This is a genomic window from Thermococcus sp. JdF3 (assembly GCF_012027495.1).
In the GTDB taxonomy this organism is placed as follows: Archaea; Methanobacteriota_B; Thermococci; order Thermococcales; family Thermococcaceae; genus Thermococcus.
In genome coordinates, this window is sequence record NZ_SNUK01000003.1 from 191,852 (window position 1) to 209,457 (window position 17,606).

A 17,606-nucleotide genomic window follows, 5' to 3' on the forward strand; every position below is an offset into this window, starting at 1 on the left:
AGATAAGGTTTTCGAAGTCCCGGCGGGCCCCCCAAACCCCCGGTTCCATGCAAGAAAGGGTTCCACTTTCCGGGGGTTTTGGTGCCCTTAACCCCCCACCAGTTACTGGTGGCCCCCTACCTGAAAGCCAGTTCCACGAGTGGGTCGGGGATCACGTAGCCATCAACGGTCTTTTCAAGGTAGCCGTAACGGACGAGGTTGCTGAGGACGTTGGAGAAGTTCTTGTCGTCTATCCTCTTCCCCTCAAGAATCTCCACGGTCTCCTTTATCTCCTTCCAGCGGTGCTTCCCGTTGGCCACCGCCCGCATCGCCAGCTCGTAGCGGTGGGATAGCTCCCTCAGCCGGGAGAACTCCGCCAGAATCAGCCTCTTAGCGTCCTCCTTGAGCCTCTGGAGAGCCCGGGAGTGGCCCAGCCCGAGGTAGCGGTTGTAGCCGTAGAGGGTGAGCCAGCCGACTATGCCGTCCAGCTCATCGACCGCCTCATCGATCTCCTCCCGTGAAACCCTAAGGCCGAGCTCGTCAAAACCCCTCTCAAGAAAATCCACGCTCTGGTGCCTCTCAAAACGCTTCAGCCTGATCTCCAGGTGGGGCCTCCCAAAGAGCGCCGAGCCCGGGTCATGAAGCCTCAGAAAGTCCTCCAGCAGGCCAACCTCCGAGCCCGTCAGCACAAAGCTCACGTTCTCAAGCTCGTCGATGGCCCACGCGATGAGCTCGGGGTAGCGGGAATTCGAAAATCGCAGGTACTGGGCCTCGTCTATCGCGATGACAAAGCGCTCTCCGAGGGAGTTTATGCGCTCAAGGAGGCCGTAGAGGTTTACTCCCCTCTCGACCTCAACCTCAACGCCGAATCCAAGGAGGCGCACGCCCCTGATGCTTCTCGCTAGCTCCCTGGCCCGCTCCTTTCCCGACCTCTTCAGGAACCCCTCGAGGATGAGCTTTGCCAGGGCCTCCCTCGGCACGTTGCCGAACTCGGAATAGACCTTTCTCGCGTCGATCTTGACGCTTCCGTAGGGTAGTTCGTTCAAAGCAACGTTCAGGAGTGAGCTCTTTCCAAGGCGCCTGATTCCGAGGATCGTAACGAGGCCAAGGACCTTCCTCAGGCCGTCCTCAACACGCTCAAGCTCATCTCTTCTGTCGTACAGTTCTTCCCTTCTGGTCTTCGGCCTCGGGTTGAAGAGCATACCCCCCACCAGTTACTGGTGGGGGGCCTTCCTTAAAAAGGTGATGGGAAGAGAAAGTTCACCCGCTCTTCCCATAAATCTCGTTCAGTGCCTTCAGGAACTCGCTGGCGGTAACCACGTCCCTCACGTCGATGTGCTCGTTCTTGGTGTGGGAGATGTCGAGGTTTCCGGGGCCGAACACTATGGTTCTGGTTCCGTTGTACATGAAGTTTATGGCATCGGTCCAGCTCCTCATCCCGCCGAACTCGTCTATCTCCGTGACTTCCATCGCCTTCTTCGCCAGCTGAACTATCTCCTCGTCCGGCTCCAGCCGGTAGCCGTCCCATATCTCGGTGTACTCGTACTTCAGCGTGTACTCGTCGAATATCGGGTCGAGCAGGTCGAGTATGTCCTCTACCTCCTGCTCGGGCAGAAGCCTCGCCTCAAGCCTTCCCCTGCAGAGGGCGGGGATTAAGTAGACCGGGTTCTCACAGACCAGCTCCTGGATTCCGATGTGAGGGTCGAAGAACTCGCCCCTGGCCTTGAAGGGCTCGAGCTTCTTCATCTCCTCCAGCATCTTGTAGGTCTCCTCTATCGCGTTCACCCCGCTCTCGGGGCACGCTCCGTGGGCCTCTTTGCCGTCCACCTCGAAGTAGGCCTCGATGTTGCCCGCGTGGGCTATGTGAACCTCCAGGTCGGTCGGTTCCAAAACGACGGCCATCTTTGGCTTGTAGCGCTCCATGAAGAGCGCACTCCCTTGGCCGCCCAGCTCCTCGTCGCTGACGAAGACTATGCCGACGTTGAGTTCCTTCCCTTCCCTGCGGAGGTTCTCCAGCATGAGGAGTATAGCCGCCGCCCCGCCCTTGATGTCGCTCGCTCCGGTTCCGTAGACGATGTTGCCCCTCACGAAGGGCTCCGCGCGAATCGGTATCGTGTCGATGTGAACCTCATAGAAGAGCTCGGCCTCGGGGTTGACGACGAGGTCGATGATCTGCCCGTCGCTCTCGATATGGACGTCGTAGTTCAGTTTGTGGAGGAACTCCATTATGTGGAGCATTATCCTGTCTTCCTCCCCGGATGGGGAGGGTATCTTCAAAAGCTGAAGGAGTATCTCCTTCGCGCGCTCGGTTTTCATTTGGGTCACCTAATTCAACCTCCGCGGTTGAGTTTATAAACATCCCCCGCGTAATTCGAGGGGGTGATGAAGAGTTTGACCCCTCCCGACGGGGTTTGCCCTCCGTATGAGGAGGCGGTCCTCCCTCGAGCCCCTTTTGGAGGTGAAAGCGTGAGGATAAGCTCCATCGAGGAGTTCCCCCGCGAGATAGTGCCCGTTGAGATTCCTCCCCACACCACGATGCTGAGGGGCATAGGCTGGGACTCGAACGTCTACCTGGTGAGGGACGGGAGAGAGGCCCTCGTAGTGGACACCGGCACCGGCGTTAACTGGCACGTCTACGCTGAAATCTGGGAGAGGGAAGGTCTCCTCAACGGCGTTGAGAGGGTCACGATATTCAACACCCACGAGCACTTCGACCACGTGGGCGGGAACATGGCCCTGGCGGACTGGCTGAAGAGGAAGGGCATTGAGGTTCTCTTCGCCGCCCACGAAGCCACGGCAAAAACGCTGGAGAAGGGAGACGACTACGTGATTCTGGCCTACTCCTACGGAAGGAGGTTTGAACCGCAGAAGGTTGATCTCCACATGAGGGAGGGCGATGCGCTCAAGGTCGGCTCACTGGAGCTTGAGCTGATTCACACGCCCGGCCACACGGCGGGAAGTTCGTGCCTTTACCTGGACGATGGTGAGACGAGGGTGATGTTCACAGGGGATACAGTCTTCAACGGCACGGTTGGAAGGACGGATCTGCCGACAGGGAACGGCTGGAAACTTCAGGAGAGCCTCGAAAGGCTCAGGGATTACGACGTTGATTTCGGTCTTCCTGGACACGGATGGGTCATAAAGGACTGGAGAGAGAACATCGATGAAATCCTGGGGTGGCTCTGATGCGGAAGGGCTCCGTGAAGGAGGTTCTCGCGAAGCTCAAGTACGACCCGAGGGAGGACGAAGGGGACTACTACATCGTTATCGAACATCGCGGGGCCTACGGGGATATAAAAAAGATCCCCGTCGAGATGATAGAGCTCGGTCACGGCTACTTCTTTGTCGGGGACGCCCAGATACCCTACCACCGCATTCTGAGGGTCGTTAGAAAAGATGGAGAGGTAATATGGGAGACCAGAAAGGACAGGAGGGGAGAGAGTGATTGATGCCCACGCCCACTTCGAGTTTTACAAGAAGGACGCACCGAAGATCATAAAGGAGTGCCGGAAGGATCTCGCCGCTGTGGTGGACTCAATCACCGAGTACAGGAAAACCCACGTCTGGAAGAGCTGGGAGATGCTCAGGCCGTACTTCGGCTTCATCTTCCCCACCCTTGGGTACCATCCGAACGAGGCCAGAAGGGGCAACTGGGAGAAGGTGAAGCGGGTTGAGGAGTTCATACTGAACCACAGGAACGAGATAGTGGCGATAGGAGAGATAGGGCTCGACTACCACTACGCGGAAAACGAAAGGCAGCGGGAGAACCAAAAGGAAATTTTCCGGTATTTTCTGGAGTTTGCCGCCGAACTCGACCTCCCGGTTGTCATACACGCCAGAGAGGCCGAAAGGGAGGCCTTTGAGATGGTTCAGCGCGCGGGCGTTAGGGCGTACTTCCACTCCTTCGCCGGGAGCGTTGAGCTGGCGGGGGAGATAGCGGAAAACGGGCACCCCATCGGGATAAACACGGGGATAGTTTTCATCCCAGAGGTAATGGCGGCGGCGAAGGCAGTTGAAGTCGAAAACATGCTGGTGGAAACGGACGCTCCCTACATGAGTCCCATCAAGGGGGAGAGAAACAGACCGTGCAACGTCCGCGTTGCCATTGAAGAGGTGGCAAAGCTTAAGGGCATGGAGTTTGAGGAAGTCGAGAGGGTCACCGAGAGGAACGCGGTGAGGTTCTTCAATCTGAGGCTGTGAGGTGATGGTATGGCGATCGATATACCCGAGGTGACGGAGGTCAGGAACCTGCTGGAAGAGCTTGGAGAGGGGGCGCTAATAGCGAGGCTCGATTCGTTCGTGACCCTCAACGAGGGGCTTGAGAGCAAGAAGGGCGAGGACTTCATAAAGGTCTCGATACTCGGCTTCTTGGAGGGCATAACCACGACCCTTATGATGAAATACCCCGAGAACGAGCGTGTGGCCGGGCTCCACGAGCGGATACGGGCCAGGCGGGCGGAGCTGGACGAACTTTTCAGAAAGCCGGCGATGCAGAACCTGAGGTAAGTCAGCCAGCCAAAAAAGGTGCACACCGGGGGGCGCATACGTCCCGGGATGCCTTGCTGTATATTTTCCAACATTTCGCAGCCTCACCAAAAGCCTATTATACCTTAAACTCGTTATATGAAGTATACGTATCCGACACAGGAGGGGCCCTAACTGTTGCCTCCAATCAAGGCCCCTCTAATCACCCTCACACACCCGACAGCTAGGGTCTCTTCTTCGAGAAGGTGAGAAAATGAGAAAAAGGGTTATATTTCTTATTTACCTCCTCTTAGCCTCCTATCTAAACGTGGGCTTCGTCGGCGTTTCCCATGTTGTCGGGGCCCAGGAAACGTACGTTTTTCAGGACGACTTCAACGACAACAGCCTCGATACGGATAAGTGGACAGAGGATGTTGTCGGTAGCGGGAACAGCTACACCGAAGCAAACGGAGAAGCCCAATTCATTACCTATGGGCATCAGGGAATCGAGAACGGGCATGCGTTCCTTCGGAGCTCTATGATTCCCATAAACAACTGGAGTTACGTTATCTTCTCGGGAAGCTGGAAGTTCACAGATCCGGGAACAGCAGAGATGTGGTTCAGGATTTATGACACTAACTCTGGCAACTACATCGGTGTACGCTATGTCAGCTGGCCAGCGGATAAGATAACATACGACCGGCCTGAGGGCTCGATAACGAACTATAGAGCCATTCCCAGAGATTACGTCACATTCAAGGTAGTTCTCTACAAGGATCACTTCGAATACTGGGAGGGCGGGAGTTTGGTCAAGACAGTGCCAACCACAGGCCTGGAGAACGCAACAAACTTCCAGCTGGTTATAGGAGGCTGGGACTATTCTTCCATCTACTCCCACATGTACTTTGACAACGCCGCGGTTGAGTACGAGCCGGCCCTTCCGGAGGACGAGCCCCTTGAGGTGACCATCGTTTCCCCGGAGGAAAGGGAGTACGACACGTCCGTGATAGACCTGAACGTCACCGCCAACAAGCCGGTTGATGAGTGGCGCTACTCGCTCAACAGTGGAGAGAACGTGACGTTCACCCCGAACACCACCATAACGGCGCCGAACGGGGAGAACCTCCTCGTGGTATACGCCCTGGCCGGCGACGAGAGAGGAATGGCTCAGGTGAACTTCTATGTGAACGCGAGCGAGGAAGACACAACTCCGCCGGGAACCGTTGAGAACCTCACCCACGAGGTTGGGACCGACTATATACACTGGACGTGGAAGAACCCGGAGGATGAGGACTTCGAGACTGCCCTCGTTTACATCGACGGGGAGTTTCAGGGCGAGACCGACGAGGGTGAGTGGTGGCTCGACGAGCTGTCACCGGGCGAGACCCATACGATTGGAATCCTCACGAGGGATTATTCCGGGAACGTGAACACCACCTGGGTGAACGACACGGCAACGACGCTCACACCGGCCGAAACCGTCTACGTAAACGAGAGCGGCTGGTGGTACGAGGGAGGCGAGCTGAACCCCAGCGAGACCCCGCTCCAGGACGGCATAGACGGGGCTGTCAAGGGCGGGACGGTAATGGTCCTCGCCGGGACGTACCCGGAGAGCGTCGAGGTGGACAAGCCCCTGACCGTGGAAACGGGCGAAAATGCCCGCGTAACCGGCGACGGCTCCGAATGGGAGAACGGGAAAAAGCCGGTCTTCTACGTGAGTTCGGACAACGTCACGCTGAGGGGGTTTGAGATAGACTCGTCGGTTTCCAACATCGGGGTCTGGCTCGATGACGTGGGGAACTGCACGGTCGAGAACAACAATATCATCATAAGGGAGGCCGGGGAGAGCGAGCGCTACGGAATCTACCTCAGCTACGGTGGAAATCACGTGGTCAGGAACAACGAGGTGAGCGTCTCGGGCTTCCAGGGGGTCGGAATCTACGTCTACGAGACGGACGGCGAAAGCGACGTTTACGGGAACACCGTTGTAACTGAGGGCGACAGCGCCGATGGGATAGAGGTGTTCTACTCCTCGGCACGGGTTTACGACAACACGGTCTCGATAAGCGGCGTGGGGGAAACCCCCGGCTACGCGCTCTATCTGTACCTGGCGGAAGATTCCTCGATAGACAACAACGGACTGACGACCAACCTGTCGGAGGAGAACGCGTGGGCGATACTCGTTATCGGGGAGTTCAAAGGTTCGCTGAGCGGAAACAGGATAAACGGAGTACAGACTGAGATAGTCTGCCCTGAAAACTGTCTCCTGAGGGGTGTTTCGCCGGAGAACAGACCCGCTCCCCCGGAGGGCTACGGGGACGTTGGGGAGTACCTGGAGATAGACGCCGATTCCTGGCTCCATCTGGGCCTTTACTACGACGATTCATCGCTGGGAGGCCTCAGAGAGGACACCCTGGAGATATGGCGCTTCAATGAGGACTGGACGCTCGATGGGACGAGCGGAGGGAGCCTGGACACATCGAAGAACCTTGTCGAAGCGAACCTGACGCAGTTCAGCATCTTTGCCCCGCTGGCCCAGGAGGAGAACGACGTTACGCCTCCGGTTCTGACCTTCGTTGAGCCGACTCCAGAGAATGGTGCCCTCATCGGATACTCCCATGTAGTTATCAACGTCACCTCGAACGAGAACCTAAGTGAAGCCCTCATCGAGTTCGATGGAGCAAACCACACCATGCTCGGCTCCGGGAGGAACTGGCACTACGAGGCCGACGTTTCGGACGGGGTTCACACTTTCAAAGCTTACGGGACTAACTTAGCTGGCAACAACGGAACGAGCGAGGGACGGAGCTTTGAGGTTGACACGAAGGCACCGGAATACTCGGAGGTTGGGCAGGACAAAGCTGGAATCCCACCCGGAGGGGAGCTTCACGTTCACGCCCTCTGGAGCGACCCGCATCTCAGCTACGCGAGGCTCGTCACGAACGCAACCGAGGGAGGGGCATGGGACTGGATAGACGATACCTTCTTCGAGGGGAGCGAGGGATGGAGCAACTTCACGATTTCAACCGAGGGGCTTGATCCGGGTCTCTACTGCTGGCGCATAGAAGCATCGGACTCCCTGGAGCACTGGAACTCGACCCCAACCGAGTGCTTCCGGCTTTATGAGCCGCCGGAGATAGTTTCTCACTCCCCCGAAAGCCCCGTCGAGAGCTACGTCGGCGATACCGTGACTTTCAGCATAACCGCGAGCCAGGTCGTGAACGTCACATGGTACCTCGACGGGAGCCCCGTGAAGACGGAGCAGAACGTCGAAACGTCCACCTACACCAACTCCGACGCTGGAGAGGGCGAGCACGGGGTAAGGGCGGCGGTAGAGAACGCCAACGGCTCGGCGAGCCAGTTCTGGGCGTGGTACGTCTATCCGAGGCCGGGCCTCACGGTGAGCTTCGTCGAGCCAACGCCGGAAAACGGGGCAAGGCTCAACGTGAGAACGGTGGTTATAAACGTCACCTCGTCGCTCGACCTTGAAAGCGCAACCCTCGAATGGAACGGCGTCAACGAGAGCATGAGCGGCTCCGGAAGAAACTGGTGGGCAACCAAGGAGAACCTCGCCGATGGAACCTACACCTTCCGCGTTTACGGCTCGGCCGACGGAGTTAGCAACGCCACCGAGGAGAGAACGATAGAGATAGATGCAACGGCCCCGGGGTTCATCGAATACGGCCAGAGTTCGGACGAGGTTCTTGAAGGGGAGAGCATTGAGGTATTCGCGAGGTGGAGCGATGCCCATCTCGACGGGGCCGTTCTGGTGACGAACGCGACCTTCGTTGATGGAGCCTTCGTCTGGAGCGAGGTTCCTCTCGAAATCGCCGGCGGCTGGAGCAACTGGAGCATAAACACCGACGGGAACTTCGCGGGGAAGGTCTTCTGCTGGTACATCAGGGCAAACGACACCTTCGGGAACGAGAACGAGACACCGGAGCTGTGCTTCCGCGTCGGGGAAAGGCTGAGGATAATCTCATTCTCCCCAGAGGGCAATGAGGTGGAGCTTCCCCACAGCGGGACAGCGGTCTTCTCGGTGGAACTCAACCAGATTGCAAACGTCACGTGGTTCGTTAACGGGACGGAGGTTTTTGAAGAGGTAGGAAACGAATCCACGTACACGAACTCGACCCTGATTCCGGGCCTCTGGAACGTGAGCGTCATCGCCGGTAACGGGAACGGTCTCGCGAGGCACTGGTGGCTCATGAGGGTAAGGAGACCAGAGGCACCCCTTGATGTGATCATCACCGCGCCCGGGAACGGGTCGAGGGTGAAGGGGAACCATGTGGAGGTCAGGGTTGAGGCGAACAGGGAGCTCTCATCGGCGGTTCTGGAGCTGGACGGAGTAAACCACACGATGCTCGGCTCCGGAAAGAGCTGGAGCCTGAACGTTTCCCTGACTGATGGTCACCACGTCATCAGGGCGTACGGAACGGACGAACGCGGAAACGGGGCAGCGAGCGGGGAGGTGGCTTTTGACTCCGACGGAAAGCCTCCGGAAATAACGGTGAACTGTCCGGGGGAGGTGGACGAGGGGACATCGGTGACCGTGGAAGCGGTGATAAACGACGTCCACCCGGACAGTTACAGGGTGTACCTTGACGAAGCCCTCCAAGAGGAAGGAGGGTACCCCAGCAACTCCACGCTCAGATTAACCTTCCAGGCCTCCGAACCCGGAATCGTGGAATACAGGATCTGGGCCAACGACACCTTCGGATGGGAGAGCGAGAAAACCGTGGAGATTAGGGTGAGGGACAGAACGCCTCCGGCCCTTGCCCTGCTCCCGCCCACCCCGGAGAACGGCTCGATTCTGAACGAGAGCACGGTGGAGTTCAGGCTGCTCTCGAACGAGAACCTTTCGCAGGCCCTGCTTTACCTGAACGGGACCGCGTACGAAATGAACGGCTCCGGAAGGAACTGGAGCCTGTCGATGGCGCTTGAGGACGGGGAATACAGCTTTTACATCGAGGCCTCGGACATAGAGGGCAACACCAACGAAACGGAGCGCAGAACCTTCAGGATTGACACCACCCCGCCAGCGCTCCGGTTCGTCCCGCCAACACCGGAAAACGGCTCCCTCATCAACACCTGCACATTCACTGTCACGGTAAACGCCAGCGAGCCCCTCGGCTCTGCCGTCCTGGAGATGGACGGAGGGAACTTCACGATGTCAGGATCGGGGAGGCTCTGGAGCTACACCGGAGAGCTCTGCTCCTCCGATGGTGAATACTCCTTCATGGTTTACGGCACCGACCTTGGGGGCAACAGGGGAACGAGCGGGAGGAGGACAATAGCGGTCGACTCAACCCCGCCGCTTATTGAATGGGTGCATGGGAGAAACATGAGCCCCATCGCGCCGGGAACCTTTGAGGTGGAGAGGCTCTCCAGAGCGTCCATCGAGGTGAACGCCACCGACGAGCACCCGCTGGTCTACGAGGTCTACCGTAACCCGCTTCCGAACCTGCTGGAGCCGCCCGTATGGAGAGGAAGCTACGAGAGCGGTGTTCCCTTTGGCTTCCCTGTCAGGACCCGGGAGGTGGGGGATGATGTTTACCTCATCGTCGTGAGGGACAGGGCAGGGAACGAGGCCAGGCTTAGATACACGGTTCACGTCGTCGATACCACTCCGCCAGAGCCGGTTGCAGACCTGACGGTCAGCACGAGCACTTCGGGGTTCACCTCAAGGTGGAGGAACCCCACCAACGATGACTTCGAGAGGGTTGAACTGTACCTCGATCCGAAGGAGATTGAGGGCGAGAAGGGAGAGAAGGTCATGGACTGGAACTCCTCACTCGTTGCCAACCTCACGGGGGACCCGGGTGAGGAAATGGAGTTTTCGATGAACCTCGCCCACGGGAGGCACGTCCTGTACGTGAGGACCTTCGACAGATACTGGAACATCGGAAAGCCGGTGAGTATAGCTTTCACGGTGCCACTGCCAAACTTTGTGATTTACTACGTGAAACCCACCCCCGAGAACGGAACTGTCCTTGAGAGCGAGGTTCGGGAGGTCACGGTGGCTGTGGCATCGAGCGTATCGCTCAGGGAATGTCAGGTTACCTGGAACGGTGTATCGCTGCCGGCTGGGGTGACCAGGAACGCCTGCAGGGCGAGGTTCACCGTTATCCCCGGCGGAGAGTACAGCTTCTCGATATCGGCGACGGACGTGTACGGAAGAACCGCAAGGACTACCGTCCGGAGGTTTTCGGTAAAAAGGGAATGCTTTGCCGATGGAAGCTCCCTGACGATAGAATCCACAGGAGGACAGGACTCTCTCCTCTTCCCGGTGGAGTTCACGTTCGTAACAAACAGCCTCGCGAGGGAGTACTCCTACAGGGCTTCCGTCCGGGGTGAGAGCGTAAACGGCACCTTTGAGCCGGAGTTTGAGGTGGTTGGATTTAAAGAGGTCGAGGATCCCTTCTGGGGGAAGGTAGGGAGGCTCTACATCGTCAGGGCCATTTTCACCCTCGACCTCTGGGGGATAAGGGACGCCGTTTTGAAGGGAGCCGAGGAGAAGATCCCCGTGCACCTTGAGGTAAGGGCTACCGACGACTGTGCCCGCTCGCTCACGGCAGAGAAGGAGCTGACCGTCTGTGAAAACCCGGAGAAGCCCGACCTGTCGGTGAACCTGAAGGACTTCTACTACCGCGATGAAGAGGTCATCGTGTCCGCGGAGGTCACCAACGGTGTTCCTGTGAGGGAGTTCTACTACTCCATCAACGGGGGGCCATGGGGGGAGTTCAACGGGAGTGCAAACCTCACGGGCCTTCTGAGGCCGGGTGAGAACACGGTCTCGGTTATAGCCGTGAGCGGGTGCGGTGTAGAAGCGAGACGGGATGTTTCAGTGTTCCTCGGTCCGCCGAGCGACGGCGACTGGCTTGTGAACGATACAGAAGAGTGCATCGGCCACGAGTTCACCGTGAACGGTGGACTGGCCGTGGATGAAACCGGCAACCTGACGCTCAGGGGCTGTAAGGTTCATCTCCGCGGAGGAGTGGGGGTGAATGGAAGTCTGAGAGTCCTTGAGGGCTCGCTGATAGGAAACGCAAGCGGACTATGGGGCGACTCCGGAAAGCTGGAGGTAGAGGACTCAACCCTTGAGGGCGGTAAAGTTGGGAGCTTCGTTGATGGAACGGTAAGGGTTGAAAGGGCACTGCTCGCGGGGGAGTTCACCTTTGAAATTTCCGAGGTTAGTATTGACTCAAGCAGGATTGAGGGCGGCCTCTTTACAGGTGGGAGCTTTGATATCACAAACACCCTCGTCACGGGCGGGGGAGGAATAGCGATCGGCGACGTGAGCGAGGGAAGGATCGAAAACGTAACTGTAAGGGACTGTACCTACGGGATCCATCTCATAAACGACAACGGGAGGAACGCGGTCTTCAGGGACGTCCTCGTGGAGAACCCACGCGAGGCGGGGATTTTCATCGACCTGAGAGGAGGCTACTGGAGCGGGGAAGCGGTCTTCACGAACCTGAGCGTTGTCGGGGGCAACGTGGTGGTAAACGGGGGGAGCGCGACCTTCAACCGCTCAAAGATAGAGCCCGGGGAAGGCTACGCGGTGCTGGTGGATTCGGCGGGAAAAATCCTGACGTTCAAAAACTCCAGCGTGGGAGGTAAGGGCTTCCTGATAAGGGAGCTGAGCACCCTCTCCCTCCGGGACAGCAACCTGAGTGGAGACATCAGGGGAAGCGTCGGCTACACCGAGGTTCTGGTGAGTCCGGGAGCGAGGGCGTCGCTGAAGGGAGGTGCTGCGGACGAGGTCAGCTGCGACGTGAGGGGCGTTCTGTCCGTAGTCAGCTACACCCTGAACCGCGGAAGTATAACCGTGCACGGCGGTGGGACGCTCAGGGTGGAGGACGAAGACGGCATTCCGGCCACAGACCCCGCCGATGGGGACGCCAGCGTCCTCAAAGGGGTTCTCATCCAGGAGGCTTCCGGCGAGGAAAAGGCACACCTCGTCTTCCTGAACTCCAGGCTCCAGAACGGCAGCATCGTCACCGACTCCAGATGGTTCCTGATAAGGGGCAGCGTAATCGACGGCGAGCTGAGCTTCAACACCGACGACGAGTCCCTGAGCGGGGGTCTCAGCGGTGAGGTGGCCTTCGGCTCAAACGCCGGATGGTACTACAGCACGAATACGCTCCCGGAGAACTGGTACTACTCGCGGGACGTGGAGGGCATGAGCCTGGGCACAGGCCCCTTTGTTGCACGCTCCTCGACGGCACCGCTGGGCTGGAACTCTGGTACGGAACTTGGAACCTTCACCCTGCTGTATCTCAAGAGGACGTTCAGCGTGGAGGAGCTTCCGGTGAGGGCCACTCTGTTCTACTCCGCCGTCGGAAGGGTGGAGGTTTACGTGAACGGGCGGAGGGCCGTGAACGATGGAAGGCTCGGAGGCGTTTCGTTCGCAGGATTGGGCGCACACGGAAAGCCCCACTCGGGAAGCGTTGATGTGGCCCCCTACCTGCTTCCGGGGGACAACCTGATAGCCGTCCTCGTTAAGGTCCCCTCCGGCTACCCGTACCCGGAGTTCGGAGCCTTCAGGGCCTCCCTGACGCTGGAGAGCGGCCTGGCCTCCGTAACTGACAGCGTTCTCAACGGGAAGGTGAGCGGCTACGGGAGCAGGGTTATGTTCGCGAGGGACGAGATCAACACTGGGATGAGCTTCGGATACCTCTCCCGGGTCACCGTCTCGGACTCCCGGATACACGGCACCCTGCAGGCCGTCGGGAGGATTGAGCTTATCAACAGCGAGCTAATCGGCCAGGGAAGCGGAACGGGACTCAAGATGACCGATTACGGGATGATGAAGGTGGAGAACTCCCGGATACACGGGTTTGACTGCGGAATAGTGGCCACGAGCGAGGTCAACGTAACCGGAAGCGAGGTGTATGACAACGACGTCGGGATAAGACTGAAGAGTGCAAGGATCGTGGTTAAGGATTCCTACGTCATGAACAACGGCGTTGGGATAGAGACCTCCAACGTCACCGGCCGGATAGACAACAGCGTGATCTACGGCAACAACATCGGCATAAGGGTTAACGCAGGGGGAGACGCCTACACGAGGGGCAATCAGCTGTCCATAACGCACGGAACCATCGTCGGGAACTCCGTTGGGGTTCTATTCGAGGGAAGGGACGGGAGCGGCTACGTTGAGCTCACGAAGAGCCTGATCCAGAACAACGACCTTGGGTTGCTCATAAACTCGACTCCAACGCCAGGAATACGCTCCGATTCCCTGGTGAACGAAAGGGACGTGCTCGTAGAGGGCCCCTCCGCCCAGATGCTCTTCAACATTGACTGGGGCGGTGAGGAGCCGGAGATGGTGCAGAGTTACCAGGAGGGGCTAATGTACACCCGCGATGGCACCATCAGGGAGGACTACGACATACTCGCGAGGAACTGGAAGCCGGTTGTGTACAACTCAACCGAGACCGGGGAAGATTGGGGTTCCAGCCTCCTCTCGGCCTTTTTGGAGGTAATCCCCGTTGAAAACGGGTCCGTGAAAGGAGTGATAACCCTAGCCGGAAAGGCCGTATCCAGGGACGGCATCTCAAAGGTCACCTACTCCCTTGAGAGAAACGGAAGCGTGGAAACGCTGGCCGAGGTTTCCGTCGGCTCGACCACCTACGACGACTACATACTCGTGGACACGCTCGGGATGAACCTCACCGGTCCGGGGGTTCTGAGGTTCACGGCCACGGATTCAACCGGCAAGAATCTCACGAGCTCCGTGAGGGTTTACTTCGCCAACGCCGAGGTTGTGCTGGAGAACGTCAGCGTCAAAAACGCCACCAACGTCTACTCGCTCTACACGGTTAAATACGACGACTACACGGAGGGGCCGCATGACTTCGCCCTGAACTGGGACAGGATGGCGTGCGTCACGGTGAGCCTGAGGAACACCGGGCTGATGAACGGAACGGCGAGGGTCGTGCTGGAACTGCCGGAGTACATCGAGAGGCACACCGGAAAGGTCGAGGGAATCGCCTACCTGCCGCCCAACGGGTCCCTGAACCTGGAGTTCGTGATACCTGTCGTTGAATACGACTGGGGAACCATGACGTGGGACGTGCTGCCCGATGAACTGCCGGACCTGGAAAGGTTCACCGTCAGGGTCAAGCTCTACGACGAGGACAACCTGCTGAGGGCAGATGTACCCGTGAGGGTGGGCTTCACCCTCGGCCCGGTCTTCGAGATAACACACTACACCATGTACCCGTACTCCAGGGCCTACTGCGAGAGCTTCCCCAACGACTGCCACAACACCCCGCCCTACGACGGGGACGGCGACGATACCGTCGAAGCTGCCGAAAGCCACCACTTCGACCTTAGCTACGAGAACATCGGCGACAGGGATGCGGAGGTGCTGATGATAGACCTGACGGACCATATACCCGAGAGGTATCCCGGGGAGAAGATACTCCGCGGGCAGAGCGCATACATATTCCCGAACTCCTCGGCCCTTGCGGACACTAGCCCCGGCTCCTTTGACCTCCTCGGAAGCGCCCCCGTCGGGGTCGAGAAGAGCGGCAAGTATCTCTTCATCGACTGGTGGGCGGACGTTCCTCCCGTGATAATCCCGCCTGTGAACTTCAGCGGGGACTACCTCACGAACGCCATGTTCTACTACAGGAGCGAGGACGAGAAGACCTACTACACCCCTAGCCTGAACTACAAGGAGAGACCGGTGAAGGCCCTGAACAAGACCTTCGTGGTTCAGAACGTCAGGATGGACCCGATAGAGGTCAAGGTGCTCGCGGTGAAGAACGGCAAAACCTACGTTGAGCTGCACAACACCAACGGGAACGTGTACTACGACTACTTCGTCCAGGGCTCCTACGGGCCGGGCGAGGGCTACCTGTGGTACCACTTCATACCGCCCGACTTCACGATGAGGGCGATAGCCGACAACAGCCTCGAACCCAACAGGACGATACCCCACTACAGGATCGTAGTGGGTGCCATGCCCTCGATGACGGGGAACATCCTCAAGGTCTTCGCATCCACGCTTGAGGCATTCCTGGGAGTGCTCGGTGTGGAGGTTCCGGCCGAAACGATAACCATCGCCCTCGCCCACACCGCCGTGAAGGTGGTGAACCTGGCCGAGACCGTGGACTTCCAGACGGAGTCTGAGAGCTTCGAGTCGATAAACTCCAGCGCCAGGAGGGACGAGGTAGACGCGGCCATCATAGCGAGCAACGAGACGGCCATAGCCCCTGTCGGTATAGACACCTTTGCCAGGCTCGAGGAGAACTACGGCATGGACAGGGAGTACTACAACAGCCTGGAGAACCTTGAGGAGCTTCCCGTTGCCCAACAGGCAGAGGTTCTTGGAAAGCTCGTCAAGGCGATAGTGCTGGACGAGGACCTTCAGATACTCCTCCTGGAGACGATAATAGCGCTCAACAACATGAACCTCTACTACAACCTCGCCAAGATAGCCAAGGGAATCTACACGGGGGACAGGGGTGAGGTCGTCGGCGCTGGAAGTGCCGTGGGAACGGCCGGGCTGAAGAAGGGCCTGAAAAAGGCCGCCAAGAAGGCGGTTCTAAAGGAGCTGAAGAAGACGAGCTACTACAAGGGACTGACGCCCGCTGAGCAGGATGAATACGAGAAGAAAGTGGGGAAGGGCGTTGGGGCGATAGTGACCTACACCTTCGACATGTCCCAGTTCGTCACATACGTGGTTCTGGCCCCGGTTCCAGGGAGCAGAACGATATACGTCCTCGACCCGCCCGGCAACTTCACGGTGCACGCTGAGAGTTCCAATGTGACGGTGCTCGGAGGGGGAAGCGTTGGAGCGGGCATTGGAAACGTGTCGCTGTCCCTGGGCGATGTGGACGTTTACCGCGCCAGCTACGTGAGCTCCACGGAAAGCCTGCCCACAGCGGCCCTCTTCAACGGAACCCTGCTCTGGATAAGAACCAGCGTGAGGGGCCGGAGAAGGGGCGAGATGCTCGGCAACGTGACGATAACCATGAAACCCACGGCCGAGGGGGCGGGGCGTCTCCTGAGGGCACTCAGGGACGAGGGCACCATGGGGATGCTCCTTGGGGCATACTTCGCGGAGAAGCCCCTCTGGAACGTTTCCACTGCGGGGGGAGTTGTGACCATCACAGCCTCCGGAATCCTGAACTCCCTTCCGTGCGAGGAGGAAACGGGGATAGAAATCTTCGCGAACGCAAACGTCACCCTGGCCAACGTAACCCGGATTGGACACTACGGGGACGTCATCGAGATAAGGCCCTCCTTCGTCCCACTGAACTCGACGACGATCCACGTGACCGGTAACGCCTCCGTCGGGGTTCTGGACGACGTTGTAACAGTTGTCAGGGGAAGCGTGAAGGCCCCGGAGCTGAATGCTTTTCCGCTGACACTCGAAGCGGGAAAGAGAATCACCATAACGGCACCGGAAGAATGCGTGGTGGAGTGGAGACTCGACGGAAGGACCGGAAGAGGAATCTTCGTGCCCACCGACGGCCTGAAGGTAGGAAAGCACACACTTGGGGCCACCTGCATGGCCGGAAACTTCAGCACATCGAGGGACTTTACGGTCGAGATAATAGAACCCCGGATCGCGCCGGAAAAAGCCTCCGGAACGCTTGTAAAGGGCTCCGGGTTTATGGTGTTTGAGTTCGGGACGGACCTCAACATGATCTCCCTCGTGGCCCCGGAGGAGGTTGAAGGCCCAATAGCCGTCTCTCAGGAGCCAGGAGGAGAGATCACGGGCTACGCGGTGTACTCGACCTTCAATGTCACCCATCCGGGGAACTGGAGCGTGGAAAACGTCACCCTGTACTTCAGGGTTCCGAAGAGATGGTTCGAGGAGAACAATGCCAGCCCCGAGAACCTCGCTCTTCTCCGCAGGGGTGGGGGCTGGGAGGAATACGTCCCGGTTCTGGACTACGAGGACGTAAACTACCTCCACTACCACGCGGAGGTCCCGTCCCTCTCCATCTTCGCCGTTGCGGTGAAAGTCACACAGGAGGAACATGAGATCCAGGAAGAGACGGAAACACCGACCCACACGGAAAGCCCGACCGAAACGGCCCCCGCGGGGGCTCCGGAAGGGAGTAACACGACCTATTACGTTCTTGCGGCGCTGGCTATTCTGGCGCTTTTAGCCTACGCATACAGGAGGCGGTGAGGCG

At 58.5% G+C, this 17,606-nt stretch carries 7 protein-coding genes; 5 read left to right on the forward strand and 2 right to left on the reverse strand.

Going from position 1 to position 17,606, the window contains the following annotated elements; genetic code table 11:
- Positions 1 to 116: 116 nt before the first annotated feature.
- Together E3E42_RS06140 and E3E42_RS06145 are read right to left on the reverse strand one after the other, a co-directional pair.
- Positions 117 to 1,181, reverse strand: coding sequence for an ATP-binding protein (locus tag E3E42_RS06140; protein WP_167903649.1), 1,065 nt, complete (start codon positions 1,179 to 1,181; stop codon positions 117 to 119).
- A gap of 58 nt (positions 1,182 to 1,239) precedes the next feature.
- Positions 1,240 to 2,295 carry a M20/M25/M40 family metallo-hydrolase gene (locus E3E42_RS06145; protein WP_167903651.1) on the reverse strand — a complete coding sequence of 352 codons (1,056 nt, stop codon included), beginning with the start codon at positions 2,293 to 2,295 and terminating at the stop codon, positions 1,240 to 1,242.
- 150 nt (positions 2,296 to 2,445) lie between these two features.
- Here E3E42_RS06145 and E3E42_RS06150 point away from each other — a divergent pair, with 150 nt between their 5' ends.
- The 5 genes from E3E42_RS06150 (at position 2,446) to E3E42_RS06170 (ending at position 17,602) form a co-directional block, all read left to right on the forward strand.
- Positions 2,446 to 3,165: an MBL fold metallo-hydrolase gene (locus tag E3E42_RS06150; RefSeq protein WP_167903400.1), complete on the forward strand. Its 720-nt coding sequence runs from the start codon at positions 2,446 to 2,448 to the stop codon at positions 3,163 to 3,165.
- Positions 3,165 to 3,428: a DUF504 domain-containing protein gene (locus E3E42_RS06155; RefSeq protein WP_167903401.1), complete on the forward strand. Its 264-nt coding sequence runs from the start codon at positions 3,165 to 3,167 to the stop codon at positions 3,426 to 3,428. The genes E3E42_RS06150 and E3E42_RS06155 overlap by 1 nt, the downstream gene beginning before the upstream one ends.
- Positions 3,421 to 4,179, forward strand: a complete 759-nt coding sequence (locus E3E42_RS06160; protein ID WP_167903403.1) for a YchF/TatD family DNA exonuclease — start codon at positions 3,421 to 3,423, stop codon at positions 4,177 to 4,179. Before E3E42_RS06155 ends, E3E42_RS06160 begins: the two co-directional genes overlap by 8 nt.
- 9 nt (positions 4,180 to 4,188) lie before the next feature.
- Complete coding sequence (locus E3E42_RS06165; protein ID WP_167903405.1) at positions 4,189 to 4,485, forward strand: DUF3216 domain-containing protein; 297 nt, start codon at positions 4,189 to 4,191, stop codon at positions 4,483 to 4,485.
- A 232-nt stretch (positions 4,486 to 4,717) separates the two neighbouring features.
- Positions 4,718 to 17,602, forward strand: a complete 12,885-nt coding sequence (locus E3E42_RS06170) for a right-handed parallel beta-helix repeat-containing protein (RefSeq protein WP_167903407.1) — start codon at positions 4,718 to 4,720, stop codon at positions 17,600 to 17,602.
- Positions 17,603 to 17,606 lie beyond the last annotated feature (4 nt).